Consider the following 21,848-nt stretch of genomic DNA (forward strand, 5'->3'; position numbering starts at 1 on the left):
CTTTCCCTGATCGTAGGACCGCAGATTTCTTTTGTCAAGATCCACTATTTTAGAATAGAATGTTCTCATGACCACTCGAACCCGGGCGGAGCAGCTGGCCGCCGTCGCCTCCATCAGCGATCCGATCCGACGCGCCCTCTACGAGTTCGTCTCGCGCAGCGCAGGCGCTGTCGGGCGCGACGAGGCAGCATCCGCGCTCGACATTCCACGCGGCACGGCGGCGTTTCACCTCGAGCGACTGGTGGAAAGCGGTCTGCTCGAGACGGAGTTCCTGCGACGCAGCGGCAAGACGGGGCCAGGCGCCGGGCGCCCGGCGAAGCTGTACCGGCCGACGGATGCCGAGGTCTCCGTGTCGGTTCCCGAACGCCACTACGATCTCGCCGCCGAGCTGCTCAGTTCCGCAATCGAGGAATCGGACCGCACCGGCCAGCCCGTGCGTGAGGCGCTCGAGCGCGTGTCCACCGACGTCGGCCGGGCACTCGGGGCAGCGGAAGGCAGCCTCGACGCCGTCCTCGAATCGACGGGTTACGAACCGGTCGACGACGAGGCGGACGGATTGCTGCTCAGCAACTGCCCGTTCCACCGTCTGGCGCAAAACCACACCCAGACGATCTGCGGTGCCAATGCGGCGTTGCTGCGCGGCGCCGCCGAGGGCGCGGGGGAGCGGGATCGCCGCGTCGAGTTCGAGCCGCGAACGGACGGCTACTGCTGTGTCCACGTGGTGCCGGGAACGGCGACCTGATCGCGGCCAGAGATATGGGTGGGCCCCGCCGGGCTCGAACCGGCGACCCGCGGATTAAAAGTCCGATGCTCTACCAACTGAGCTAGAGGCCCCAACACACTTAATCTACCGGTTCCAGCTGGACGATGTGACCACCACACGCATCGAGCGCGGAGTACCGTTAACCGTTGCCCATTGCGAGAGGGGGAGGAACATGGCTGAGGACTTCCACAAACCCACAAAATTCCCCGGCAAGATCTTCGAGACCTTCGAGGGTGGCATGGACCCCGCCGAGTCGAGCCGCATCGCCCATGAAACCGCGATGGCGCTGCTGGCCCGGGTGCGCACAGACCCCGACCCCGATGTGGTGGAACGGCTCATCGCCTTCACCGACGAACACGGCATCGACACCATCGCCGAGCTGTGGTCCCGGGCGACACCGCGCAGCCTGCCGGGCGCACTGTGGCGGATCTACCTGCTGCGGCTCATGATCCGCGAGGACCCCCACGAGTCAAGCTTCCTGTTCCAGCGCGGGAGCGAGATCATCGGCACCATCGACCCGGTCGTGGCCGGAGCATCGATGCCGACCGGCCCCGATGAGATCATCACCCTCGCCGATCAGATCCTCCGCGGCCTTTTCGAAGGCGACTTCGCGGTGGCCCTCGAGAGGGCCGCAGCGTTCTGCCGGGTGTCGGCGGCTGGCAGTGCCAGCGTCGCCGATGACGCGGATGCCGCCGAGCCGGCCCGCTCGGCCGAACTCACCACCCGCGCACTTCGGCTGTCCACGCTGGCCCACGAGCTGACCAGTTGTGCGAGACTCTGGCGCCACGAGTCGCTCGACTGACCCTGCCGCCTGATCGTTCCGCTCACTACTGTTGCGTTATGAGCCCGAGCCGAATGGCACACCCCTTCCTTCTGCTCCGGCGCGTCGCCGTCCTGCCGGCGTGGGTGCGGCGGATGGATGCTTCCGCCGGGCGACGCATCAACGCGCGGCACGTGCATCCGCTTCTCGACCGGAGTTTCGTGCGGCTGTCCCACTCCGCCGACCGTGGAGTCCTGTGGTTCACGGCGGCAGCCGTTCTCCTGGTGCTGACCCGCTACCGGGCCGCGCTGCGCGGGGTGGCATCGCTGACCGTCGCCAGCGCGATCGCCAACCTCGTCGGCAAGCAGGTCTTCGGCGGGGACAGGCCACTCCTGAAGGACATCCCGGTCGGACGCCGCCTGGCGAGGCATCCCGAGTCGGGGTCGTTTCCGTCTGGTCATTCCGCCAGCGCCGCGGCCTTCGCGACCGGTGTCGCCCTCGAATCACCGCGGATCGGGGCTGTCACCGCTCCGGTCGCCGGTGCCGTCGCCTATAGCCGGCTGCATACCGGCGCACACTGGCTCTCCGACGTGCTCGGTGGCATCGCGATCGGCGCGGGGGTCGCGCTCCTCGGCCGGCTGCTGCTCCCGGTGCCGCGCCGCACGACGGAGCGCCACGGAGGCACGCAGATTCCCCTTCCCGCCGCGCCGACCGGCGACGGCGTCTTCCTCGTGCGTAATCCGTCTTCAGGCAAGGCGGTAGTCACCCGGCCGGACCCGGCGCCCATCCTCGCCCGGCTGCTGCCAGACGCCCGGATTCATCTGCTCGCAGACGGGGAGGACGTCACGGCGGTGGTGCGCGCGGCGCTTGCGGCCGAGCCGCGTCCCCACATCCTCGGCGTCTGCAGCGGTGACGGCACAGCCGCCACGGTGGCGCACGTCGCGCGGGAGGCCGGGATGCCCCTCCTCCTCGTACCGGGCGGCACCTTCAACCACTTCGCCCGCACCGCGGGAGTGGAGTCGATTGAGGATGCTGTCGGGGCGCTCGCCGCGGGGGAGGGGCTTCTCGTCGACGTGGGCGAACTGAGTCTCGGGACCGGAGAACCGGAAACCGTGCTCAACGCGGCATCCGTCGGTCTCTACCCGGATTTCGTGGCCGAACGTGAAGAGCGGGAGAGCATCCTCGGCAAGTGGGTGTCCGGGATCGTGTCGGCCATCCGGGTGCTCGGCAGGGCAGAACCCGTCGACCTCGTCCTGGACGGTCGGCCGATTCGAGTATGGTCGCTGTTCGTCGGCATCAACCGCAACCATGCCCTCGTTCCTGCCCCGATTCAGCGCCGGCGCCTCGACGACGGGCTGCTCGACGTCCGCATCCTTCACGCCAGGAGCCGTGCCCATGCCGTCGCCGCGCTGTCTTTCGGGCGGCGGACCAGCGCCATCCTGACCCGGCTCGGGTTGCTGCCCGCCGGCTCGACGGTGGAATCCTTCACGACGCAGAACCTGGTCACCGCCGTGCTCCCTCGCGAAGGCCAGGCGCCCGGCTTCGCGCACGACGGAGAAGTGCAGCGCGAGGTGGGCGACAGCGGGATGCCACAGGGCGGCTACCTCTCGACCGTGCGCATCGTCGAGGGCGGCCTGCGCGTCTACGCGCCGCACCGGTAACTCCCACGACCGCCGCGCGGGTGTTTTTGCGGTGCGCGGGGTCTCTTTCTCCCGCGGGAGCCGAATCGACCCGCGCATCGTCGAGGGCGGGCTCCGCCTCGCCGCGCCGCACCGGTAGCTCCCACGACCGCCGCGCGGGTGTTTTTGCGGTGCGCGGGGTCTCTTTCTCCCGCGGGAGCCGAATCGACCCGCGCGGGGGCGGTGCGAGCTCCGTGAGCGTCCGCCGAGGGAGCGCCGCACTGCGCGGATGTTCGCGGCCCGAGAACAGGGAACATCTGCGCCGGTGACTTGTTACACTGATTCAGGCCGGGCCGCATAACCCCGGGCTCCAATTTTTGCCGCTGCGAGCGGCCTTCCGCCGAGAGGCGTTCTGCGGCCCGGCTCCTTTCATTTAACGACGCTCTGGGCCAACTCACCCCTCGGTTGCGGTCCGACGGCCGCCGAGTGGTCCGAGAGGGTCGTTGCGCCGGCGGCGGAGTCGCCCTTCGGGCCCGATCGATCCGGCGGGTCGCCCTTTGGGCCCGATCGATGGTGCGAACACTGCCGGGACCGGAAGTCTGGCAGTTCGCTGGGATCGGACATCCGAAGCAAACCGGTTCGCCGTCCGTGCCGAATCGCTTACATGACTTCGACGCACCGCTCCAGCACCCGCCTCGCCCTTCCGGCGGCGTTCGTGCTCCTCGGGCTCAGCCTCACCGGCTGCGCTTCGGCGGAGGCGCCCACGGAGCCACGCGCGTCGACCAGCAGCCAGGTGGCTGTCGACAGCGACGTCACCCTGGTGAGCCTCAACTTCATGCCAGAGACACTCACCGTCTCGGCCGGAGACACGGTCACCTGGGTCAACGGAGAACCCATCACCCACACGATCACGAGTGGGACCTTCTCCGACGTCGACGCGACCACCGGCCTCCGCGGAAGCGAAGCCGCCGACGGTCTGTTCGACGAAAGGCTCGGCGAAGAGGGTGGCACGTTTTCGTACACCTTCGAGTCCGCCGGGACCTACCACTACTTCTGCGACATCCACGACGGCATGAACGCCACCGTGGTTGTCGAAGAGGGATGATCGCCGACGCTGGCGATCGAATCCAACCACCCCGTTCCACCCCGCCCACCAGGGCACATTCCAAGGAGAACGTCATGAAAAAGGCAACAACCCTCGTCGGCGCAGCGCTCGCCGCAACCCTGCTCCTGTCCGGCTGCAGCATGGGAGCCGCAAGCGGCTCCATGGCGACCGACGACAAAGCCGCCGCGAGCACCGAGATGGTCGACACCGTCAACAGCGACGGCGCCGGTCTCCGAGCCGGGCTCACCGCCCTGTTCAGCGACCACGTCTACCTGGCCGGGGCAGCGATTCATTCAGCGCTCGCCGCAGGCGGCGACCTGACCGAAGCCAAGACCGCGGGTGCGGTCGCCGCGCTCGACGCCAACTCGGTGGAGATTGCAGCAGCAGTCGGATCGGTGTACCCGGAAGCCGAGGAGCCGTTCCTCGAGTCCTGGCGCGAGCACATCGGCTTCTTCGTCAACTACACGCTCGGCGAGGCGACCGGTGACCAGGCCATGTCCGACACGGCTGTTGCCGACCTCACCGCCTATGCGGCGAGCTTCGGGGAACTGCTGAACTCGGTCGTCCCGACCCTCCCCGCTGACGCCGTCGAAGAGGCGCTCGGAATGCACGCCACCTCGCTGATCGCAGCGATCGACGCTGACATCGCCGGCGACCCGAACTACTACACGCTCCTGAAGGACGCAGCGGGCCACATGCCGATGACCGCAACGGCCATCGCCGGGGCGATCGCTGAAGACCAGGACATCGAGTAACGACTCACGATCGCACGGGCGGGCGTCGGTAACACACCGTCGCCCGCCCGAGCGTCGTCAGCGCATCGGCGGCTAACCTGACATGCTAGTTCTTGTGGAAAATGCACCCGGCACCGAGAGCGACGTTTCCGCTGTCCCGTTCACGCTCGACGACCTGCTCGGCCGTGTCGCCACAGGCGACCAGCAGGCCTTCGCGTCGATGTACGACCTCGTCGCCCCCCGCGTGCTCGGGTTGATCCGCAAGGTGCTCCTCGACCAGGCACAGTCCGAAGAAGTAGCCCAGGAGGTGTTCCTGGAGATCTGGCAGAACGCCACCCGGTTCGAACCGGGCAGGGGAGCAGCCGCCTCCTGGATACTGACCATCGCCCACCGCCGGGCGATCGACCGGGTCCGCGCCTCTCAGGCAGGGCGTGACCGCGACGTGCGAATCGGCATCCGGGATTTCCCGACCGCATTCGACTCGGTCGCCGAATCTGCCGAGATCTCCATCGAACACGAGAGGGTGAGCCGGGCCATGGCGAACCTCACCGAGATCCAGCGGCAGGCAGTGTCGCTGGCTTACTACGGCGGATACAGCCAAAGCGAGGTAGCCGACATCCTGTCGGTTCCTCTCGGAACCGTCAAAACCCGTCTCCGGGACGGGATGATCAAACTACGAGACGAGATGGGGGTGACATCATGACGGAAGACCGTGACCCGGCAGAGCTGGCAGGAGCGTACGCCCTCAACGCGCTGAACGCCGAGGAGAAGGCCGAATACGAGCGCCACCTGGCGTCGTCCGCCGACGCCCGCCGTGAGGCCGACAGTCTCGAACAGGCGGCCGCCCTGCTCGGGTTCGACGCCGAACCCGTCGAGCCGTCTCCTGCCCTCCGCGCCAGCGTGCTCGACGCCATCGCGCTCTCGCCCCAGCTTCCCCGGGTCGAGACGCCGGATGCCGCTGGCCAGACGCCAGCGCCCGCCCCGGTCGCAGCGACCGCCGAAGGCGCCCCCAGGTCACAGCCCGTCCGGCCGACCTCGCTCCCCGCAGCCCCCACCACCAAAGCCGCGACCGCCCGCCCCTCGACGGGCACCGCCCAGCGCAAGGCCACCCGGCGCTGGTACACCCAGCCGATCGCGGCCGGCGTTGCAGCCGCGGCGCTCGTCGCTGTCCTGCTCGGCGTCAACGGGCTGACCACCGCCCTCAACAACGGCAACGGACTGCCGGAGGCCCTTCAGCTCGCGCACATCAACGCCCAGCCCGATGCCCAGCGCGAGACGGTCAGGCTCACCAACGTGAACGACGACCAGCGTGTCGTCGCCACCCTCGTCTGGTCGGGTGAGCTCGGCAAGTCCGTGCTCATCGTCGACGGCCTGGCGTCGCTCACCGACGAACAGATCTACGAGCTCTGGTACATCGGTGAGGACGGCCCCGTCTCTGCGGGCACGTTCAACACGACAGGTTCTGGCGACAGCTGGCGGGTCCTCGACGGTTCCATGGCGGCCGGTGACGCCGTCGGTGTGACCATCGAGCCCGAGGGTGGCTCCGAGCAGCCCACAACCGACCCGCTCATCGTCGTCCGCACGTAGCCCGTAAACCACGAAAGCAGGAGATCCGAACCGGATCTCCTGCTTTTCGTCTGCCCCTCGGCCGAACTCGAACCGCGGATGCTATCCGAACCGGCCCGAGACGTAGTCCTCAGTCGCCTGCACGCTCGGCTGAGTGAAGATGGTGTTCGTATCGTCGTATTCGATCAGCTTGCCGGGCTTGCCGGTTCCGGCGATGTTGAAGAACGCCGTGCGGTCCGAGACCCGCGAGGCCTGCTGCATGTTGTGGGTGACGATCACGATGGTGTACTCGTTCTTGAGCTCCTCGATGAGGTCCTCGATCGCGAGCGTCGAAATCGGGTCCAGCGCCGAACACGGCTCGTCCATCAGCAGCACGTCCGGCGAGACGGCGATGGCGCGGGCGATGCAGAGCCGCTGCTGCTGACCACCGGAGAGGCTCGAACCGGGCTTGTCGAGGCGGTCCTTGACCTCTTTCCAGAGGTTCGCTCCCTGCAGGGACTTCTCGACCAGGTCGTCGGCTGTCGACTTCGACATGCGGCGGTTGTTCAGCGATACGCCGGCGAGGACGTTCTCACGGATGGACATCGTGGGGAATGGGTTCGGCCGCTGGAACACCATGCCGATGTTGCGGCGAACGAGCACCGGGTCGACACCTGGTCCGTAGAGGTTGTCGCCGTCGACGAGGACTTCGCCCTCGACGCGTGCGCCGGGGATGACCTCGTGCATGCGGTTGAGGGTGCGGATGAACGTGGACTTTCCACAGCCGGACGGTCCGATGAACGCCGTGACGCTTCTCGGCTCGATCGTGAGGGAGACGCCTTCGACCGCGAGGAACTTGCTGTAGTAGACGTTGAGGTCTTTGACTTCGATGCGCTTGGACATGGTTTCCTTTGGTGCTAGCGGCCGAGCTTGGGGGAGAAGGCGCGGGCGATGAGTCTCGCGATGAGGTTGAGTGCCATCACGATGAGGATGAGGGTGAGGGCGGCTGCCCAGGCCCGGTCGAGGTACGCCTGAGCGTCCGTGCCCTGGCTCACGTAGGAGCTGTAGACGAAGACGGGGAGGCTCTGCATGCGACCTTCGAACGGGTTGTAGTTCATGTTCGACGTGAACCCGGCGGCGACGAGCAGCGGGGCGGTCTCACCGATCACGCGGGCGACGGCGAGCATGACACCGGTGGTGATACCCGCGATCGAGGTCGGCAGGACCACCTTGAGGATGGTGAGCCACTTCGGAACTCCGAGGGCGAATGCGGCTTCGCGCAGTTCGTTGGGGACGAGGCGCAGCATCTCTTCGCTCGAGCGGACCACCACGGGAATCATCAACACGCTGAGCGCCACGGCTCCCGCGATCCCGAGCCGGATGCCGGGCCCGAAGAAGAGGGCGAAGAGAGCGTAGGCGAACAGGCCGGCGACGATCGACGGGATGCCGGTCATCACGTCGACGAAGAAGGTGATCGCCCGGGCGAGCGCCCCGCGACCGTATTCCACGAGGTAGATCGAGGTGAGCAGGCCGATCGGGACCGAGATGAGCGCCGCGATTCCGGTCATGATGAGGGTTCCGACGATGGCGTGCAGCACCCCGCCGCCCTCGCCGACGACGTTCCGCATCGACTCGGTGAACAGCTGGATATCGAACCGTGCCGTTCCGCGGGAGAGAACGGTGATGAAGAGGGAGACCAGCGGTGCCAGCGCGATGATGAACGCGCTGCACACGAGGGTGGTGACCAGACGGTCCTTGGCCTGGCGTACGCCTTCGACGAGCAGCGCGACCAGGTAGATGGCCACGCCGTTGAGGATGCCGGTGAGGACGATCGCCCCAGCGACGTTGAAGCCGCCGCCGGATGCCGCCTGGAGCAGCGCGAAGACCGCGACGCTCACGAGGAGCGAGGCACCGAGAACGATCCACGGGGCGGATTTGCCGAGGCGGCCGCTCGCGTAGACGTTCGGCATGGCGCCGGGCCCGCCGCTCGGGTTCGGGCGTGAGCCCGGGCCGGAGCCGGAGACGCGGGGCGGGGCAGTTGTTGTCGATGCCATTAGTTCGCTCCCGAGAATTCCTTGCGGCGGTTGATGATGTAGCGCGCGATCGCATTCACCACGAGGGTGATGGCGAACAACATCAGGCCGGTGGCGATGAGGACGTTGACGTTGAGCCCGTACGCCTCGGGAAAGCTGAGCGCGATGTTCGCGGCGATGGTGCTCGGGTTCGACGAGGTCAGGACGGCGAAGGTGATGGCGTTGGACGACGAGAGCACCATCGCAACGGCCATCGTCTCGCCGAGGGCCCGACCGAGACCGAGCATGGCGGCAGACACGATACCGGCGCGGCCGAACGGCAGCACAGCCATGCGGATCATCTCCCAGCGCGTCGCACCGAGGGCGAGTGCCGCTTCTTCGTGCAGCACGGGGGTCTGGAGGAACACTTCGCGGCAGAGCGCGGTGATGATCGGGAGGATCATCACGGCGAGCACGACGGAGGCCGTGAGGATCGTGCGACCGGTGCCTGAGGCGGGCGGAGCGAAGAGCGGAAACCAGCCGAAGTTCTCGGTGAGCCAGGCATAGAACGGCTGGACGAGCGGCGCCAGGGTGTTGGCGCCCCAGAGGCCGAAAACGACGGAAGGAACGGCCGCGAGCAGGTCGACGACGTAACCGAGGCCCTGTGCCAGCTTGCGCGGGGCGTAGTGCGAGATGAAGAGGGCGATGCCGATGGCGACAGGCACGGCCATGACGAGGGCAAGCGCGGACGACCACAGCGTGCCGAAGATGAGGGGTCCGACGTAGGTCCAGAAGGTCTCACCGGAGGTGAAAATGGAGATGTCCTCGGGGTCCCGCGTGAATGCCGGCTCGCTCTGGACGATGAGGAAGGCGGCGACGGCGGCGAGGGTGGCGAGGATCAGTGCGCCCGCGGTGAGCGCGCTTCCCGAGAAGACCCGGTCGCCGAGGCGCTGGACGGGTTTGGGGGGTGGGGCGCTTTCGGTACGAACAACCGCTGGCGACGACATCTGCTGGGTTCCCCCTGGGGGTCGAGGTGGACGGGCGGCCAGAGGGCCGCAACCGGTGTGACCCCGGTTGCGGCCTTCTCAGGCGGCAACCGGGGTCATCGGAGGTGTTACTTGATGAGTTCGATCGCTGCCGCAGACTTCTCGGCGATGGTCGAGGAGATCGGGGCGGAGCCGGCGGCATCCGCACTGACCTTCTGCCCCTCTTCACTCACAACATAGCTGAAGTACTCCTTGACGAGCTCAGCCGATTCAGCGTCTTCGTACTCGGTGCAACCGATGAGGTAGCTGATCAGGACGATCGGGTAGACACCGGCTTCGGTCGACGTACGGTCGAGCTCGATAGCGAGGTCAGCCTCGCCACGGCCTTCGGCCGCAGGTGACGCGTCGACGATCGCGGCGGCGGCTTCAGCGGAGTACGGAACGTACTCCTCGCCGACCTTGATCGACACGGTGCCGAGCTCACCGGCGCGCGAGGCATCGGCGTAGCCGATGGTTCCGGTGCCCGAGGTCACGGCGTCGATCATGCCGGAGGTCTGCGATGCCGATTCCGGAGTCAGGCCGTCAGGCCACACGCCATCGGCTTCGTTCGTCCAGACATCGGGAGCTGTTGCGTGCAGGTACTCGGTGAAGTTCTCGGTGGTACCCGAGTCGTCAGCGCGGTGGACGGCGGTGATCGCCAGGTCAGGCAGCTCGGCGTCGGGGTTCTGGGAGACGATGGCCTCGTCGTTCCAGTTGGTGATGCTGCCGGCGAAAATACCGGCGACGGTTGCTGCGTCGAGGTCGAGGGTGTCGACGCCGTCGACGTTGAAGATGACGGCGATCGGCGAGATGTAGGCGGGGAGCTCGACGATGCCGGTACCGGGGACGCAGGCGGCGAAGTTGTCTTCGGCGAGTTCCTCGTCCTTGAACGCACGGTCGGAGCCGGCGAACGCGCTGCCGCCCGCGGTGAACGTGTCGCGCCCTGCACCGGAACCGGCGGGGTCGTACTCGACGGTGACGTCGGGGTGCATGCCCTGGAATGCGGCGACCCAGGCCTCCTGGGCGGACTGCTGCGAGGATGCGCCGCCACCGACGAGGGTGCCGGTGAGTCCGCTCTCGCCGTCGCTGCCTCCTGCTGCCGGTCCTTCGTTTGCTGCGCAGGAGGTCAGGGTGAGTGCGGCCAGTGCGGCAACGGCCGCGACGCGGCCGAACGTGGTGAACTTCACGGAATTGTGTCCATTCATTGTGATCTCGGGACGGACCGGTGCAGGCCCACGAAGTACGTTAGGCATCCGGCTTAACGAGAGTCCCTCAGAATGGTGAACGGGAGGTTAACGGCATCCGACGAGTCGTTGGAGAAGCGGCTCAGGCCCGGGGTTCGTGGGTCTCAATCGAGATGATCCCTGAGCTTGGATTCGTCGCTGAGAGGTGGACGACGCTGAAGGCGCCGGTCGCCAGGTCGGCGGCGCTGGACAGGTAGGAGCCGGAGAGGCTGCCGGTGGCGAGCGCGATTTCGCGCAGGATCTCCGGAAGCACCGGCCCATGGCTGCAGAGCACAGCGGTCTTGCGCGACTTGACCCTCTTGCCGACGACCTTACGCACATCCGCTTCGCCCCGTTCCCAGGCGTTCTGGCTGATCAGGTCGGTCTTGCGCAGGTCGAGACCGGATGCCGCCGCGAGCGGGGCCGCCGTCGTCACGCACCGGACGGCGGTGCTCGAGACGATCCGCCGGACACCGAACGCCTGCAGGGTGGGCACGATGCTCGTCGCCTGTTCGACACCCCGGGCGGTCAGCGGACGGGAGGAATCCGTTCCGGCCCACGCTGATGCCTGGAGGGCCTTGCCGTGACGCAGGGCGATGATCGCGAAGGTGGAGCTGACACCCTCTTCGAGCAGCTTCGCGAAGGTGTCGAGAATCTCGACGTCGGGGGGATGGGTCAGGTACGTGCGCGCCTTGCGCGGGGTGACCCACTCAAGGGCGGCGACTTCGCCGTTCGGTACGAAGGTCGACGAGTGCACGGCGCCGTCGTGAACCTCCGCCGACCAGTAATGCACGATTTTTTCCCTGCCGCTCGTCAGCGGGTAACGGGAGATCCCGAGCGGCACGCCGAGCACCACGGCCAGGCCGGTCTCCTCGAGGATCTCGCGCACGGCGGTCTGCGGCAGCGATTCTCCCGGGTCGACTTTTCCCTTGGGCAGGGTGACATCCGCGTACTTCGTGCGGTGGATGACGAGAATGTGGACCTTGCCGTCGATTCGCCGCCAGCACACTGCGCCTGCGGCATACACAGCAGTCGTCACCGTCGAGCCCTCGGTCGGCGCCGGAGACTCGTCTTGAGCATGAGCCGATCCTGGATGTCGACGAGGGGCACACCGGAGTCGTCGGTCGAGTGACGCTCCCAGTCCCCATCGGCGTTCAGGTGCCAGGTCGACGTGTTGTCGTCCATGGCAACGTCGAAGAGGCTGCTGATCTCGGTGAGGTGCGCGGGGGCGACGAGTCGCACCAGCGCTTCAACCCGACGGTCGAGGTTGCGGTGCATCATGTCGGCGCTGCCGATGAAGACGTGCGGGTCTCCGTCATTGACGAACGAGAAGATTCGCGAGTGCTCGAGGAAACGGCCGAGGATGGAGCGCACGCGGATGGTCTCGCTCATGCCCTCCTGGCCGGGCTTGAGGCCGCAGATGCCGCGCACCCAGATGTCGATGGGCACCCCGGCCTGGCTGGCCCGGTAGAGTCCGTCGATGATGGCTTCGTCCACCATCGAGTTTACCTTGATCCGGATGCCGCTCGGCTTGCCTGCCTCGGCGTTCCTGCGTTCCTGGTCGATGTGCTTGAGCAGTCCCTTGCGCAGGTGAAGCGGCGCCACGAGAAGCCGCTTGAACTTCTTCTCGATGGCGTAGCCCGAGAGTTCGTTGAACAGCCGGGTCAGGTCCTTGCCGACCTGGGCGTCCGCGGTGAACAGGCCGAGGTCCTCGTAGATCCGGCTCGTCTTGGGGTTGTAGTTGCCGGTTCCGATGTGGCTGTAGTGCTTGAGTGTTCCCTTTTCCTCGCGGATGACGAGGGCGAGCTTGCAGTGCGTTTTGAGCCCGACCAGGCCGTAGACGACGTGCACGCCGGCTTTCTCGAGCTTGCGAGCCCAGGTGATGTTGGCCTGTTCGTCGAACCGTGCCTTGATTTCGACGAGGGCGAGAACCTGTTTGCCGGCCTCTGCCGCATCGATGAGTGCCTCGACGATGGGTGAGTCGCCGGAGGTCCGGTAGAGGGTCTGCTTGATGGCGAGCACCTGCGGGTCCGCTGCGGCCTGTTCGAGGAACGCCTGCACGCTCGTGGCGAAGGATTCGTACGGGTGGTGGACGAGAACGTCCTGCTGCGAGATGGCGCGGAAGATGTCGGGCTTCGCATTCGGCTCCACCGGCTGGAACTGAACGACCGTCGTGGGCACCCGCGGCGGGTAGCGCAGGTCGGGGCGGTCGATTCCCGACAGGCTGAACAGGCCGCCGAGGTCGAGTGGTGCCGGGAGCCGGTACACCTCCTGATCGGTGACGTCGAGTTCGCGCACGAGCAGGTCGAGGGTCACGTCATCCATGTCCTCGGTGATCTCGAGCCGGATGGGCGGACCGAACCGGCGACGGAGGAGTTCCTTCTCCAGCGCCTGGATGAGGTTCTCGGTCTCATCCTCCTCGATCTCCACGTCTTCGTTCCGTGTGACCCGGAAGACGTGGTGTTCGATGATCTCCATGCCCGGGAAGAGGTCGCCGAGATGGTTCGCGATGAGATCTTCGAGCGGGATGTACCTCACCGAGTCGAGGGACGCCGACGGGTCGACCGACACGAACCGGGGCAGCATCTGCGGAACCTTGAGCCGCGCGAACTCCTGCCGGCCGGTCTTGGAGTTGCGCACCCGCACCGCGAGGTTGAGCGAGAGGCCTGAAATATAGGGGAACGGGTGTGCCGGGTCGACGGCCAGCGGCATGAGCACGGGAAAGATCTGCTGCCCGAAGTAGCCCCGCAGGCGTTCGCGATCCTTCTCGTTGAGCGAGTCCCAGGTGACGACGTTCACCCCTGCGGCGGTGAGATCTGGTTTGACGAGCTCCGACCAGGCCCGGGCATGACGCGCCTGCAGTTCATGGGCCTTGTCGGAGATGTCGCCGAGCACATCGGTCGGCGCTCGTCCGACGTTCGTCGGAACGGCGAGCCCGGTCAGAACCCGGCGTTTGAGCCCGGCCACGCGGACCATGAAGAACTCGTCCAGGTTGGAGGCGAAGATCGCGAGGAAGTTGGCGCGCTCGAGAGTCGGGACGGTCGGGTCCTCGGCGAGTTCGAGCACACGCTGGTTGAATGCCAGCCAGCTCACCTCGCGGTCGAGGTAGCGGCCCTCAGGAAGCGCCGGATCGTCCCGCTCGAAAACCGGGTCGAAATCGTCGTCGTCGCCACCGAGTCCGGAGTCGTGCGCGATGCTCTCAGTTTCCATCCCAACATCTTGTCACGCATCGTGTCACGGTGGGCCCGGGCGTTCGGCCCGTGCCGGTGAACAATCGGGGACTTCTCGCCTGAATCGAGCGGAAAATTCAGACAGCGAGCCGGCCGCGGTACTGCACATCGATCGTGTGGTCGGTGAAGCCGAGCGAGCGGTAGAGGGAGACGGCCGGCTCATTGTCTGCCTCGACATAGAGCGATGCCGTGCGCACGCCGCGCTGTCGCATCCGGTCGAGGCCGGCGTGCATGAGGGCCCGTCCGAGGCCCAGGCCCGGTTCGCCGACGCCGATCACGTAGATCTCGCCGTGGTCGCCGTCGATCTTCAGCCAGTTGTAGCCGAGCATTCGACCGCTCCCGTCGCGGGCGATCAGGAAGTCGCCGGCGTCGAACCATGGCTCGGCCTGGCGGGCCCTGAGGTCGTCGATGGTGATCCGGCCCTGTTCCGGGTGACTTGCGAAAACCCGGGCGTTGAGCTCGACCCACTCGGCGTCGTCGGTCCCCGGAGTGAACGACGTGATGTCCGCGGAGCGCACCGGAGTCGCGGCGGCCGCCTCCAGTGGCATCCGCAACTGGAGAAGCGTTCGAATCCTCTCGAAACCGAAACGGTCGGCGAGGGCCCGGGACGCCGGGTGGTCTCCGTGGGCCCAGGCCAGCAGGCCGGGGGGAGCGTTCGCGAGGATCTCCTTGAGCATCGCCGAGCCGACACCGGTGCCGCGCCACTCGGGGTCGACGACGAACTCGAGCTCCCCGTGACCGATCAGGGCCGCTCCGACGAGGAGCTCGGCGGCGCTCGGCGATTCCGGTGGAGCAATCGCGAGGAGAAGGGAGCGGGAGCCGGCTTCGGCGTCGATCAGTGCCTGGTCGTTGAACGGGGACGCCCCGTCGCCGGCGACTGCTCGACGGATGAGACGATCGAATGCGGCACGAGGCGCGGCATCCGTGATGTCACGGACGCGCAGGATCGGCTTGCGCATTGTCGTCCTCGTAGACGTTGAACCGGTACCCGACGTTGCGCACTGTTCCGATGAGCTGCTCGAGTTCGCCGAGTTTCGCGCGGAGCCGCCGCACGTGCACGTCCACCGTCCGGGTTCCTCCGAAGTAGTCGTAACCCCAGACCTCGCTGAGCAGTTGTTCCCGCGTGAAGACGCGCGACGGGTGGGCGGCGAGGAACCGGAGGAGTTCGAACTCCTTGTAGGTCAGGTCGAGCGGTTTTCCCTGCACCTTCGCCGAATAGCTCGCCTCGTCGATGACGACGCCAGACGTCTGGATCTTGGTGGTCGTCTGCTCGAGCGCCTGCCGACCGATGGCGAGCCGGATACGGGCGTCGATCTCGGCGGGACCGGCCATCTCGACGAGGACGTCGTCGACGCCCCAGTCGGCACTGACCGCGCTGAGGCCGCCTTCGGTGAGGATGACAAGGAGCGGGACGGTGAGGCCCGTCGTCCGCAGGATCTTGCACAACGACTTGGCGCCGGCGAGGTCGGTCCGCGCGTCGATCATGATCAGGTCGCTCGAGGGCGCGTTGACGAGCTGGGCAGGCTGAGCGGGGATCTGACGCACACGGTGACTGAGCAGGCCGAGTGATGGCAGCACATCATTGTCGACCTGTGAGGTCAGAATCAACAGTTGCGCCACGTGCGACCTCCAGTGATTACGTGGACCCATACTATCTTTGGCGCGGGCCTGTCTCGGACCGACCCCATCGACCAGCCCCCGGGCCCGGCCGGTTTCAGGCAGAATAGGGGCATGACCGATGCTCCGATGACCCCGTCGCGCACCTGGCGCGGTATCTTCGGCGTCTGGCTCGCCGGCCTTCTCGGCGCGATCCTCGTCGCGGTGTTCGCACCCGTCGAGCTGCGATTCACCTGGTTGTCGCTCACGCTGGCGGCCTGCACCCTCCTCGCCTTCGTCGTGCAGTTACGCACGCACCAGAAGGTGGGCTTCATCGACCGTCTGTCGATCAGCGTGGTCGGCGTGCTGGGCATCCTCACCGTGGCGGCTGCCATCATCGGTCTTGTCGCCCTCTTCGAGGGATAGACTGCTGCCATGGACCTCGTCGCACTCGAACTCTTCTTTGTCGGCCTGCTTGCTCTTGCCAGCCTTGCTATCGCCGGCATCTCTGTGGTCGTTCTCCTCAACCTCTTCCGCGGACAGCGCTGACCGCTGGGGCGCCGATGATCGAAATCCCGACCGGTCTGCCCGCCGAGCTCGTTCCTCTGTCGTGGCTCCTCGGCGTCTGGGAGGGCACAGGCGTGCTCGACTACGCGGCCGGCCAGGGCACCGTGACCTCCGAGTTCGGCCAGCGTGTGAGCTTCAGCCACGACGGGATGCCGTACCTCAATTACACGTCACACACCTGGCTCCTCGACGAGGAACGCACGAGCCTCACCGCTGAGACCGGCTACTGGCGGTTGCACCGTTCGCAGCGCGCCGGCGACCCGGGTCCCGCGCTGCTGCCCGGTGTCGGAGACCGCCCGTACCAGACCGCTGACGACGTCGAATCCCTCCGCAACACCGATGGCGGGTTCGACCTCGAGGTGTCGCTCGTTCACCCCGGCGGCGTGAGCGAACTGTATCTCGGGCAAGTTCGCGGGCCCCGCATCGACCTGGCCACCGACGCTGTCATGCGCACGGCGGGGGCGAAGGAATACGCCGCGGCCACCCGGATGTACGGACTCGTCGAAAGCCACCTGCTCTGGGCGTGGGACATCGCCGCGCTCGGCCATGATCTCCGCACCCACGCCTCCGGGCGACTCGCAAAGGTTGACTGATGACTGCTCCCTCCCCGTTTCTGAACCGCCCCGGCGCCGTTGTGCTTCCGGACGCGATCGACGTCGGCGTGCCATCGCACTACGGCAGCCCCAACATCGAACAGCGGATGCTCGCGGCCGGTGAGGCGATCGTCGACCTGTCGAATCGGGGGATTGTCTCCATCGCCGGCCCCGACCGGCTGAGCTGGCTCAACTCGATGACGTCTGCCGAACTCACGAACCTGCCCGCCGGCGGGTCGAGTGAAACGCTGTTCCTCGACCCGAACGGGCGCCTCGAATACGCGGCAGGAGTCCTCGACGACGGGGACACCGCCTGGCTGCTCGTCGAGGCGGACGACGTCGACCCCCTTGTGGCGTGGCTGAACCGGATGAAATTCATGCTCCGGGTCGAGGTGGCGGACCGGTCGGCGGAATTTGCCCGGGTCGGCCTGATGCCGGCAGACGCACCGCTCGACCTCGTCGTCGCGTCACCGAACGGCGTGCCGCTGGTCTGGACCGACCCGTGGCGGAGTGTCGTCTCGGGGGGCCACCAGTATGCGCGGGGTGAGCATCCTTCGGCCGACTGGAGCTGGACGGAAGTGCTCGTGCTGCGCGAGGAGCTGCCGGCCCTTGCCACCGGGCTGTTGCCCGTGGCCGGATCCCTCGCGGCGGAGGCGCTTCGTGTCGCCGCGTGGCGTCCGCGAAAAGCCGCTGAGGTCGATGAGAAGACCATTCCGCACGAACTCGACTGGCTGCGCAGCGCCGTCCACCTCACGAAAGGCTGCTACCGGGGCCAGGAGACCGTCGCGAAGGTCCACAACCTGGGGCACCCGCCGCGCCGGCTCGTGATGCTGCACCTCGACGGGTCGGATTCGGTGCTGCCTCGGCGCGGTGCCCCCGTCCTGGCAGAGAAGAACGGTGAACCGACTCCGGTCGGCGCGGTGACCACTGCCGCGATGCACCACGAACTCGGCCCGATCGCCCTGGCGGTCGTCCGCAGAAACGTCGATCCCGCTGCCCGGCTGACCGTCGACGAGGACGGCTCCGCGATCGCCGCAGCACAGCAGGTGATCGTGCCCTCAGACGCCGGAGCGGTCGCTGATGTGCCTCGCCTGCCGCGGCTGGGAGCGGTGCGCCGCACGCCGTAGGCCGCGCCCGCCCCGATGGTTGGCGGCCGACGCTGCTCCGACGAAATGGGTTGCTCGGGTTCGACGTTTTCGACCGTTCGTGTCCGGGCTGTGGCCCGTTCGACCGTTTCTGTCGTAGCAGGGCGGGTTGGGCGATGGTGCGCGCCGCAGCATCCGCGCCCCTCGCAACCGGTCGGCATGAAGCGCTCGATAGAGTGGGGGCATGTCTTTGCCATACACACTCATTTTGCTGCGCCACGGCAACAGCGACTGGAACCAGAAAAACCTCTTCACGGGCTGGGTCGACGTGCGCCTAAGCGATCAGGGCGTCACCGAAGCCAACCGGGCGGGGGAGCTGCTGAACGAATCGGGACTCACCCCCGACATCCAGTACACCTCCGTGCTCACCCGTGCGATCCAGACCGCGAACATCGCCCTGGACGTCGCCGACCGTGCCTGGATCCCGGTGAAGCGCACCTGGCGCCTCAACGAACGCCACTACGGCGCCCTCCAGGGCAAGGACAAAGCCCAGACCCTCGCCGAGTACGGTGCTGAGCAGTTCCAGACCTGGCGTCGCTCGTTCGACGTTCCGCCGCCTCCCATCGACGACGACAACGAATACTCCCAGGCCCACGACCCGCGCTACGTCGGGATCGATGGCGAGGTTCCGAAGACCGAATGCCTCAAGGACGTCATCGACCGGATGCTTCCCTACTGGCACTCCGACATCACCGTCGACCTCGCCGCAGGGAAGACCGTGCTCGTCACGGCCCACGGAAACTCGCTTCGCGCGCTGGTGAAGCACCTCGACGGCATCTCAGATGACGAGATCTCCGAATTGAACATCCCGACCGGCATCCCGCTCGTCTACAAGCTCGATGAGAACTTCGAGCCGATCGAGCCGGCCGCGTACCTCGACCCGGAAGCGGCCGCGGCCGGTGCCGCTGCTGTGGCGGCACAGGGTTCCAAAGGTTAGGCGCTCGCGCCTAACCTTTGGAAGATCGAGCGCCTAAGCATCAGCGCCCCGGCGCTGATGCTTAGGCAGTCGAAATCCAAGAAACGAACACAATAAAGGGCGCGAACCGATCGGTTCGCGCCCTTTCTCTTTATCGAAATCAGTCGTCGGTGTCGGCGATCCAGTCGCCCGTGGCGAGGTACTGGACTTTCTTGGAGATCGACACGGCGTGGTCGGCGAAACGCTCGTGGTAGCGCGAAGCGAGCGTGGCGTCGACCGTCGCGACGGGCTTCCCTTTCCAGGTCTCGCCGAGGACCTTGTCGAAGACACTGACGTGCAGTTCGTCAACCTTGTCGTCCTCGTTGCGGATTTCCTCGGCCAGGCGCACATCCTGGGTGCGGAGCAGCTCGGTCAGTTTGTGGGCGATCTCGACATCGAGCCGGCCCATTTCAGCGAAGGTGGTGCGCAGCCCCTTCGGGACGGCCCGTTCGGGGAAGCGGTAGCGGGCAAGCTGCGCGATGTGCTCGGCCATGTCGCCCATCCGTTCGAGGGATGCGCTGATGCGCAGTGCGCTGACGACGATGCGCAGGTCGCGTGCGACGGGCTGCTGGCGGGCGAGGATGTTGATCGCCAGCTCGTCGAGGGCGACGGTGAGCTCATCGATCCGCACGTCGTTCTCGATGACCTCATCGGCGATCGTGACATCCGACTCGCTGAACGCCCGGACCGCGTTGGTGATGGAGATCGCCACCAGCTCTGAAATGGCGACCAGCCGGTCCTGCACCTCGGCCAACTCTTGCTGGAATACTTCACGCATCTGATCTCCACTCCTCTGTCGGACCTGGCGTACCGCTTTCAGGCACCCCGGACCAGGCCCGCGTCCACCCTGCCGTGCGCAGGTTAACGTTTGGTGGCCTCCACCTGAACAGCAACCAAATGCCCTGATGAGAGCCACCGGCCGGGCAGCACGCCACGGCTATGCCTCTAACCTAGTCGTATGGACTCTCCCTGGCTGCTGCTCGCAGCCCTGTTGCTCGGCCTTCTCGTCGGGGGCGGCTTTGCGACCGGCCTGTTCTACGCGGCCCGTCGGGGTGAACGGGTCGCCCGGGTAGTCACCCAGTCGGTGCCCGACGGGGTGAGCCAGGTGCTCGATGCCCTGGAAACCGCAGGCATCGTCGTCGACCCGTCCGGCAACGTCGTCAAGGTCTCCCCGGGGGCGCTCGCGCTCGGCCTCGTTCGCGACGGCAGGTTCGCCCACGCCGAGATCGGCCGGATCGCCGACACCGTCAGGGACACCGGCGAGCCGATGACCGTCGACGTCGACCTCTCGCGGGGACGGTTCAGCGACGCCACGCTCCACCTCGGAGTACGCGCTGCGCGTCTCGGCACCCGATACGTCCTCGTCCTCGCGCAGGACCACACCGAGTCTCGCCGGCTCGACGAGGTACGGCGTGACTTCATCGCCAACATCAGCCATGAGTTGAAGACGCCAATCGGGGCGGTCGGGCTGCTCGCCGAAGCCCTCGAGCCGGCAGCGGATGACCCGGTGCAGGTGCGCAAGTTCGCCGCGCGGCTGCGCACCGAGGCATCGCGGCTGGCCCGGCTCACCGGCGAGATCATCGACCTGTCACGACTGCAGGCAGCGGATGCCCTGCACCAGCCGGAACTTCTCAACGTCGACGCCATCGTCGCCGCGGCGCTCGACCAGAACCGGGTTGCCGCCGAGGCCCACGGCGTTGCCCTCGTCTCTGCAGGCGACAGCGGCGCGAAGGTGTACGGCGACGAGGCCCTGCTGGTCGTGGCTGTGCACAACCTCATCGCGAATGCCATCACCTACTCTCCGCCACGAGGACGCGTCGGTGTCGGTGTCTCGCGCAAGGACGGCCTCGTCGAGATCGCCGTCACCGACCAGGGTGTCGGCATCCCCGAGGAAGACCGCGACCGGGTCTTCGAGCGGTTCTTCCGCGTCGACCAGGCCAGGTCCAGGAACACGGGCGGCACCGGACTCGGCCTGTCGATCGTGAAGCACACGGTACAGAACCACGGCGGAGAGGTGAAGGTCTGGTCCCTTGTCGGCAAGGGATCGACCTTCACCATCCGCATCCCTGAAGCGCCCGAGAGGCCGCTGACGGGTCAGATCGCGATTCCCGCCGAATCCCCGGCATCCGACAGCGCACGTTAGGACAACACCGCATGACACGCATCCTCCTCGTCGAAGACGAAGCAGCCCTCAGCGAGCCGCTCGCCTATCTGCTTGGACGCGAGGGATACGTCATCGACGTCGTTCAGGACGGCCCGTCGGCCTTCGCGGCATTCCATGCCGAGGAACCGGACCTCGTCCTCCTCGACCTCATGCTCCCCGGCATCCCGGGCACGGAGGTGTGCCGCCAGATGCGGGCCGTGTCGAGCACCCCGATCATCATGCTCACCGCCAAGGACTCCGAGGTGGACATCGTCGTCGGGCTGGAGCTCGGCGCCGACGACTACGTCACGAAGCCGTACTCGAGCCGCGAGCTGCTGGCGCGCATCCGTGCTGTCCTCCGCCGCCGCGGCACGGACGAGGAGACCGACGGGTCCGTGCTCGAGGCGGGCACCGTGCGGATGGACCTCGAACGGCACACGGTCGAGGTGAGCGGGACCGAGACGCCCATGCCGCTGAAGGAATTCGAGCTGCTCGAACTGCTCCTGCGCAACGCCGGACGGGTGCTGACGCGCGGCCAGCTGATCGACCGGGTCTGGGGGAGTGACTACTTCGGCGACACGAAGACGCTCGACGTGCACATCAAGCGGATCCGTTCCCGGATCGAGGCGAACCCGTCAGAGCCGCGGATGCTCGTCACCGTTCGCGGGCTTGGCTACCGTTTCGAGGCCTGACCGACGACGAAGAAGCGGGGGGGGCCGGGGGGGGGGGCGGGGGGGGGGGGGGGCGCGGGGGGGGGGGGGGGCGCGGCGGGGGGGGGGGGGGGGCGGGCGCCGCGGCGCCGGCCGCGGCCGCGCCGCCGCCGCCGGGCGGGC

General features: G+C 67.1%; 22 protein-coding genes and 1 tRNA gene. 13 read left to right on the forward strand and 10 right to left on the reverse strand.

Annotated elements, in window-relative coordinates; translation table 11 throughout:
- The first annotated feature begins 67 nt into the window (after positions 1–67).
- Positions 68–742: a helix-turn-helix transcriptional regulator gene (locus ABIE24_RS10075; RefSeq protein WP_354499249.1), complete on the forward strand. Its 675-nt coding sequence runs from the start codon at positions 68–70 to the stop codon at positions 740–742.
- Between the two features lie 19 nt (positions 743–761).
- Here ABIE24_RS10075 and ABIE24_RS10080 read toward each other — a convergent pair.
- Positions 762–834: transfer RNA gene (locus ABIE24_RS10080), tRNA-Lys, on the reverse strand.
- Between the two features lie 101 nt (positions 835–935).
- Here ABIE24_RS10080 and ABIE24_RS10085 point away from each other — a divergent pair.
- The 6 genes from ABIE24_RS10085 (at position 936) to ABIE24_RS10110 (ending at position 6,568) form a co-directional block, all read left to right on the forward strand.
- Positions 936–1,565: a DNA-directed RNA polymerase subunit beta gene (locus tag ABIE24_RS10085; protein WP_354499250.1), complete on the forward strand. Its 630-nt coding sequence runs from the start codon at positions 936–938 to the stop codon at positions 1,563–1,565.
- Positions 1,566–1,603: 38 nt separating this feature from the next.
- Complete coding sequence (locus tag ABIE24_RS10090; protein WP_354499252.1) at positions 1,604–3,184, forward strand: bifunctional phosphatase PAP2/diacylglycerol kinase family protein; 1,581 nt, start codon at positions 1,604–1,606, stop codon at positions 3,182–3,184.
- A 622-nt stretch (positions 3,185–3,806) separates the two neighbouring features.
- Complete coding sequence (locus tag ABIE24_RS10095) at positions 3,807–4,247, forward strand: cupredoxin domain-containing protein (RefSeq protein ID WP_354499253.1); 441 nt, start codon at positions 3,807–3,809, stop codon at positions 4,245–4,247.
- Between the two features lie 74 nt (positions 4,248–4,321).
- Positions 4,322–5,002 (forward strand): hypothetical protein, encoded by a 681-nt coding sequence (locus ABIE24_RS10100; protein ID WP_354499255.1) that lies wholly within the window; start codon positions 4,322–4,324, stop codon positions 5,000–5,002.
- A gap of 82 nt (positions 5,003–5,084) precedes the next feature.
- The gene (locus ABIE24_RS10105; RefSeq protein WP_502916264.1) at positions 5,085–5,684 is read left to right on the forward strand and encodes a sigma-70 family RNA polymerase sigma factor; all 600 of its coding nucleotides are present in this window, start codon (positions 5,085–5,087) and stop codon (positions 5,682–5,684) included.
- A complete protein-coding gene (locus ABIE24_RS10110) occupies positions 5,681–6,568 on the forward strand; it encodes an anti-sigma factor (RefSeq protein ID WP_354499259.1) in 888 nt (295 codons plus the stop codon). The genes ABIE24_RS10105 and ABIE24_RS10110 overlap by 4 nt, the downstream gene beginning before the upstream one ends.
- Before the next feature lie 81 nt (positions 6,569–6,649).
- On the opposite strand, the gene pstB is transcribed toward ABIE24_RS10110, so the two are convergent.
- From pstB to ABIE24_RS10150, 8 genes are all read right to left on the reverse strand, one after another.
- A complete protein-coding gene (gene pstB, locus ABIE24_RS10115; RefSeq protein ID WP_354499260.1) occupies positions 6,650–7,429 on the reverse strand; it encodes a phosphate ABC transporter ATP-binding protein PstB in 780 nt (259 codons plus the stop codon).
- A 14-nt stretch (positions 7,430–7,443) separates the two neighbouring features.
- Positions 7,444–8,580 carry a phosphate ABC transporter permease PstA gene (pstA, locus tag ABIE24_RS10120; protein ID WP_502916265.1) on the reverse strand — a complete coding sequence of 379 codons (1,137 nt, stop codon included), beginning with the start codon at positions 8,578–8,580 and terminating at the stop codon, positions 7,444–7,446.
- A complete protein-coding gene (pstC, locus tag ABIE24_RS10125; protein WP_354499262.1) occupies positions 8,580–9,545 on the reverse strand; it encodes a phosphate ABC transporter permease subunit PstC in 966 nt (321 codons plus the stop codon). The genes pstA and pstC overlap by 1 nt, the downstream gene beginning before the upstream one ends.
- A 107-nt stretch (positions 9,546–9,652) precedes the next feature.
- Positions 9,653–10,750 (reverse strand): phosphate ABC transporter substrate-binding protein PstS, encoded by a 1,098-nt coding sequence (locus tag ABIE24_RS10130; protein ID WP_354499264.1) that lies wholly within the window; start codon positions 10,748–10,750, stop codon positions 9,653–9,655.
- A gap of 139 nt (positions 10,751–10,889) precedes the next feature.
- Complete coding sequence (locus ABIE24_RS10135; RefSeq protein WP_354499266.1) at positions 10,890–11,825, reverse strand: NUDIX hydrolase; 936 nt, start codon at positions 11,823–11,825, stop codon at positions 10,890–10,892.
- Positions 11,822–13,996, reverse strand: a complete 2,175-nt coding sequence (locus ABIE24_RS10140) for an RNA degradosome polyphosphate kinase (RefSeq protein ID WP_354499268.1) — start codon at positions 13,994–13,996, stop codon at positions 11,822–11,824. Before ABIE24_RS10140 ends, ABIE24_RS10135 begins: the two co-directional genes overlap by 4 nt.
- 97 nt (positions 13,997–14,093) lie before the next feature.
- Complete coding sequence (gene mshD / locus ABIE24_RS10145; protein ID WP_354499270.1) at positions 14,094–14,975, reverse strand: mycothiol synthase; 882 nt, start codon at positions 14,973–14,975, stop codon at positions 14,094–14,096.
- Entirely contained in the window at positions 14,947–15,636 is a 690-nt protein-coding gene (locus ABIE24_RS10150; RefSeq protein WP_354499272.1) for a response regulator transcription factor, read from the reverse strand. The genes mshD and ABIE24_RS10150 overlap by 29 nt, the downstream gene beginning before the upstream one ends.
- A 111-nt stretch (positions 15,637–15,747) precedes the next feature.
- Between ABIE24_RS10150 and ABIE24_RS10155 the strand changes: the two genes are divergently transcribed.
- The 4 genes from ABIE24_RS10155 (at position 15,748) to ABIE24_RS10170 (ending at position 18,854) form a co-directional block, all read left to right on the forward strand.
- Complete coding sequence (locus ABIE24_RS10155; protein WP_354499273.1) at positions 15,748–16,038, forward strand: hypothetical protein; 291 nt, start codon at positions 15,748–15,750, stop codon at positions 16,036–16,038.
- 137 nt (positions 16,039–16,175) lie between these two features.
- Positions 16,176–16,772, forward strand: coding sequence for a nitrobindin family protein (locus tag ABIE24_RS10160; protein WP_354499275.1), 597 nt, complete (start codon positions 16,176–16,178; stop codon positions 16,770–16,772).
- Complete coding sequence (ygfZ, locus tag ABIE24_RS10165) at positions 16,772–17,899, forward strand: CAF17-like 4Fe-4S cluster assembly/insertion protein YgfZ (protein WP_354499276.1); 1,128 nt, start codon at positions 16,772–16,774, stop codon at positions 17,897–17,899. The genes ABIE24_RS10160 and ygfZ overlap by 1 nt, the downstream gene beginning before the upstream one ends.
- Positions 17,900–18,101: 202 nt before the next feature.
- On the forward strand, positions 18,102–18,854 hold the full coding sequence (locus ABIE24_RS10170) for a phosphoglyceromutase (RefSeq protein ID WP_354499278.1): 753 nt from the start codon (positions 18,102–18,104) through the stop codon (positions 18,852–18,854).
- Positions 18,855–18,993: 139 nt separating this feature from the next.
- Here the strand turns inward: ABIE24_RS10170 and phoU are convergent, their stop codons facing one another.
- Positions 18,994–19,650 (reverse strand): phosphate signaling complex protein PhoU, encoded by a 657-nt coding sequence (gene phoU / locus ABIE24_RS10175; protein WP_354499280.1) that lies wholly within the window; start codon positions 19,648–19,650, stop codon positions 18,994–18,996.
- A 180-nt stretch (positions 19,651–19,830) separates the two neighbouring features.
- On the opposite strand from phoU, the gene ABIE24_RS10180 reads away from it, so the two are divergent.
- Both ABIE24_RS10180 and ABIE24_RS10185 read left to right on the forward strand, forming a co-directional pair.
- On the forward strand, positions 19,831–21,015 hold the full coding sequence (locus ABIE24_RS10180; protein WP_354499282.1) for a sensor histidine kinase: 1,185 nt from the start codon (positions 19,831–19,833) through the stop codon (positions 21,013–21,015).
- 11 nt (positions 21,016–21,026) lie between these two features.
- Positions 21,027–21,707 (forward strand): response regulator, encoded by a 681-nt coding sequence (locus ABIE24_RS10185; RefSeq protein WP_354499284.1) that lies wholly within the window; start codon positions 21,027–21,029, stop codon positions 21,705–21,707.
- Positions 21,708–21,848 lie beyond the last annotated feature (141 nt).

Origin of the sequence: Mycetocola sp. 2940, from assembly GCF_040548835.1 — a bacterium.
Classification (GTDB): Bacteria; Actinomycetota; Actinomycetes; order Actinomycetales; family Microbacteriaceae; genus Mycetocola_A.

Coding starts and splice junctions, on each gene's coding strand:
- ABIE24_RS10085 (WP_354499250.1), top strand. CDS start 936: ATGGCTGAGGACTTCCACAAACCCACAAAATTCCCCGGCAAGATCTTC.
- pstB (WP_354499260.1), bottom strand. CDS start 7,429: ATGTCCAAGCGCATCGAAGTCAAAGACCTCAACGTCTACTACAGCAAG.
- ABIE24_RS10155 (WP_354499273.1), top strand. CDS start 15,748: ATGACCGATGCTCCGATGACCCCGTCGCGCACCTGGCGCGGTATCTTC.
- ABIE24_RS10090 (WP_354499252.1), top strand. CDS start 1,604: ATGAGCCCGAGCCGAATGGCACACCCCTTCCTTCTGCTCCGGCGCGTC.
- pstC (WP_354499262.1), bottom strand. CDS start 9,545: ATGTCGTCGCCAGCGGTTGTTCGTACCGAAAGCGCCCCACCCCCCAAA.
- ABIE24_RS10105 (WP_502916264.1), top strand. CDS start 5,085: ATGCTAGTTCTTGTGGAAAATGCACCCGGCACCGAGAGCGACGTTTCC.
- mshD (WP_354499270.1), bottom strand. CDS start 14,975: ATGCGCAAGCCGATCCTGCGCGTCCGTGACATCACGGATGCCGCGCCT.
- ABIE24_RS10100 (WP_354499255.1), top strand. CDS start 4,322: ATGAAAAAGGCAACAACCCTCGTCGGCGCAGCGCTCGCCGCAACCCTG.
- ABIE24_RS10170 (WP_354499278.1), top strand. CDS start 18,102: ATGTCTTTGCCATACACACTCATTTTGCTGCGCCACGGCAACAGCGAC.
- ABIE24_RS10185 (WP_354499284.1), top strand. CDS start 21,027: ATGACACGCATCCTCCTCGTCGAAGACGAAGCAGCCCTCAGCGAGCCG.
- ygfZ (WP_354499276.1), top strand. CDS start 16,772: ATGACTGCTCCCTCCCCGTTTCTGAACCGCCCCGGCGCCGTTGTGCTT.
- ABIE24_RS10095 (WP_354499253.1), top strand. CDS start 3,807: ATGACTTCGACGCACCGCTCCAGCACCCGCCTCGCCCTTCCGGCGGCG.
- ABIE24_RS10180 (WP_354499282.1), top strand. CDS start 19,831: ATGGACTCTCCCTGGCTGCTGCTCGCAGCCCTGTTGCTCGGCCTTCTC.
- ABIE24_RS10160 (WP_354499275.1), top strand. CDS start 16,176: ATGATCGAAATCCCGACCGGTCTGCCCGCCGAGCTCGTTCCTCTGTCG.
- ABIE24_RS10110 (WP_354499259.1), top strand. CDS start 5,681: ATGACGGAAGACCGTGACCCGGCAGAGCTGGCAGGAGCGTACGCCCTC.
- ABIE24_RS10075 (WP_354499249.1), top strand. CDS start 68: ATGACCACTCGAACCCGGGCGGAGCAGCTGGCCGCCGTCGCCTCCATC.
- phoU (WP_354499280.1), bottom strand. CDS start 19,650: ATGCGTGAAGTATTCCAGCAAGAGTTGGCCGAGGTGCAGGACCGGCTG.
- ABIE24_RS10140 (WP_354499268.1), bottom strand. CDS start 13,996: ATGGAAACTGAGAGCATCGCGCACGACTCCGGACTCGGTGGCGACGAC.
- pstA (WP_502916265.1), bottom strand. CDS start 8,580: ATGGCATCGACAACAACTGCCCCGCCCCGCGTCTCCGGCTCCGGCCCG.